This is a genomic window from Microtetraspora sp. NBRC 16547, from assembly GCF_030268965.1.
Classification (GTDB): Bacteria; Actinomycetota; Actinomycetes; order Streptosporangiales; family Streptosporangiaceae; genus Microtetraspora.
Genome location: NZ_BSSE01000064.1, coordinates 1,952 through 5,094, shown reverse-complemented (window position 1 = coordinate 5,094; position 3,143 = coordinate 1,952). Strand labels below are relative to the sequence as shown.

Here is a 3,143-nt window from a genome sequence, read left to right as displayed (position 1 = left end):
CTGTTTGCAGTCTCTGAATTGCATAGCCGACGCGAACATCTATGGACAAGTCCTCGGCCTATTAGTACCGGTCAGCTCCACACGTTACCGCGCTTCCACTTCCGGCCTATCAACCCGGTCGTCTACCGGGAGCCTTACCCCACAAAGGGTGGGAGACCTCATCTCGAGACGAGCTTCCCGCTTAGATGCTTTCAGCGGTTATCCCTTCCGAACGTAGCCAACCAGCCGTGCTCCTGGCGGAACAACTGGCACACCAGAGGTTCGTCCGTCCCGGTCCTCTCGTACTAGGGACAGCCTCTCTCAAGTCTCCTGCGCGCGCAGCGGATAGGGACCGAACTGTCTCGCGACGTTCTAAACCCAGCTCGCGTACCGCTTTAATGGGCGAACAGCCCAACCCTTGGGACCTACTCCAGCCCCAGGATGCGACGAGCCGACATCGAGGTGCCAAACCATCCCGTCGATATGGACTCTTGGGGAAGATCAGCCTGTTATCCCCGGGGTACCTTTTAGCCGTTGAGCGACACCGCTTCCACAAGCCGATGCCGGATCACTAGTCCCAGCTTTCGCTCCTGCTCGACCCGTCAGTCTCACAGTCAAGCTCCCTTGTGCACTTACACTCGACACCTGATTACCAACCAGGCTGAGGGAACCTTTGGGCGCCTCCGTTACCCTTTAGGAGGCAACCGCCCCAGTTAAACTACCCACCAGACACTGTCCCCCACCCGGATACACGGGCGCGGGTTAGACGTTCAAAACGACCAGAGTGGTATTTCACCAATGACTCCACCCCAACTAGCGTCGAGGCTTCCCAGTCTCCCACCTATCCTACACAAGACGCTCCAAACGCCAATGTCAAGCTGTAGTGAAGGTCCCGGGGTCTTTCCGTCCTGCTGCGCGTAACGAGCATCTTTACTCGTAGTGCAATTTCACCGGGTCTGTGGTTGAGACAGCGGGGAAGTCGTTACGCCATTCGTGCAGGTCGGAACTTACCCGACAAGGAATTTCGCTACCTTAGGATGGTTATAGTTACCACCGCCGTTTACCGGCGCTTAAGTTCTCAGCTTCGCACACCCAAAGGATGCACTAACCGGTCCCCTTAACGTTCCGGCACCGGGCAGGCGTCAGTCCGTATACATCGTCTTACGACTTAGCACGGACCTGTGTTTTTAGTAAACAGTCGCTTCCCCCTGGCCACTGCGACCCCCACCAGCTCACAGAGCTAGCCTGATCACCAGCAGAGGTCCCCCTTCTCCCGAAGTTACGGGGGCAATTTGCCGAGTTCCTTAACCACAGTTCACCCGAACGCCTTAGTATTCTCTACCTGACCACCTGAGTCGGTTTCGGGTACGGGCCGCCACGACACTCACTAGAGGCTTTTCTCGGCAGCATAGGATCACCCACTTCGCCACAATCGGCTCGGCATCACATCTCAGACACATGGCAGACGGATTTGCCTATCTGCCGCCCTACATGCTTACCCCGGGAACAACCATCGCCCGGGATGGGCTACCTTCCTGCGTCACCCCATCGCTTACCTACTACCAGATCAGGCCAGGCGTTCACCCTCACCACCATCCCGAAGGACAGCAGGGGCTAAGGACCCTTAGTATCACTGGATTCGATATTGGCGCATCGCAGCGGGTACGGGAATATCAACCCGTTATCCATCGACTACGCCTGTCGGCCTCGCCTTAGGCCCCGACTTACCCTGGGCGGATTAGCCTAGCCCAGGAACCCTTGGTCATCCGGCGCAGAAGTTTCTCACTTCTGATTCGCTACTCATGCCTGCATTCTCACTCGTGCAACCTCCACGGCTGGATCACTCCGCCGCTTCACCGGATCGCACGACGCTCCCCTACCCACCCACACAACAACGTTGCGTGAATGCCACGACTTCGGCGGTGTACTTGAGCCCCGCTACATTATCGGCGCGGAATCACTTGACCAGTGAGCTATTACGCACTCTTTCAAGGATGGCTGCTTCTAAGCCAACCTCCTGGTTGTCACGGCAACTCCACATCCTTTCCCACTTAGCACACGCTTAGGGGCCTTAGTCGGTGATCTGGGCTGTTTCCCTCTCGACTACGGAGCTTATCCCCCGCAGTCTCACTGCCACGCTCTCACTTACCGGCATTCGGAGTTTGGCTGACGTCAGTAACCTTGTCGGGCCCATCGGCCATCCAGTGCTCTACCTCCGGCAAGAAACACGCGACGCTGCACCTAAATGCATTTCGGGGAGAACCAGCTATCACGGAGTTTGATTGGCCTTTCACCCCTACACACAGGTCATCCCCCAGGTTTTCAACCCTGGTGGGTTCGGTCCTCCACGCAGTCTTACCCACGCTTCAACCTGCCCATGCGTAGATCACCCCGCTTCGGGTCTACAGCATGCGACTCAAACGCCCTATTCAGACTCGCTTTCGCTACGGCTACCCCACACGGGTTAACCTCGCCACACACCATAACTCGCAGGCTCATTCTTCAAAAGGCACGCAGTCACATCACAGACAGCCGAAACTGTCTACGCTCCTACGGCTTGTAGGCACACGGTTTCAGGTACTATTTCACGACCCCTCACCGGGGCGCTTTTCACCTTTCCCTCACGGTACTCGTTCACTATCGGTCACCAGGGAGTATTTAGGCTTACCAGGTGGTCCTGGCAGATTCACACAGGATTTCTCGAGCCCCGTGCTACTTGGGATCCCCTCCGACAGTCAGCATGATTTCGCCTACCCGGCTATCACGGTCTACGGCGCCCCTTCCCAGAGGCTTCGACTACCACACTGATTTATCACTGCCCGGAGGAACGGCAGATCCTCCAAGAAGGTCCCACAACCCCGCACACGCAACGCCTGCCGGCTATCACACATGCACGGTTTAGCCTCATCCGCTTTCGCTCACCACTACTCACGGAATCACTCTTGTTTTCTCTTCCTACGGGTACTGAGATGTTTCACTTCCCCGCGTTACCACCAACCGCCCTATACATTCAGGCGGAGGCAACACCACATGACTGGTGCTAGGTTTCCCCATTCGGACATCCCCGGATCAACGTCTGGTTGGCGACTCCCCGAGGCTTAACGCAGCCTCCCACGTCCTTCATCGGCTCCTGATGCCAAGGCATCCACCGTGTGCCCTAAGAA

General features: G+C 57.0%; 1 rRNA gene. It reads right to left on the bottom strand.

What is annotated here, in order from left to right:
• Positions 1-41: 41 nt before the first annotated feature.
• Positions 42-3,143: ribosomal RNA gene (locus QSK17_RS35530) — 23S ribosomal RNA — on the bottom strand.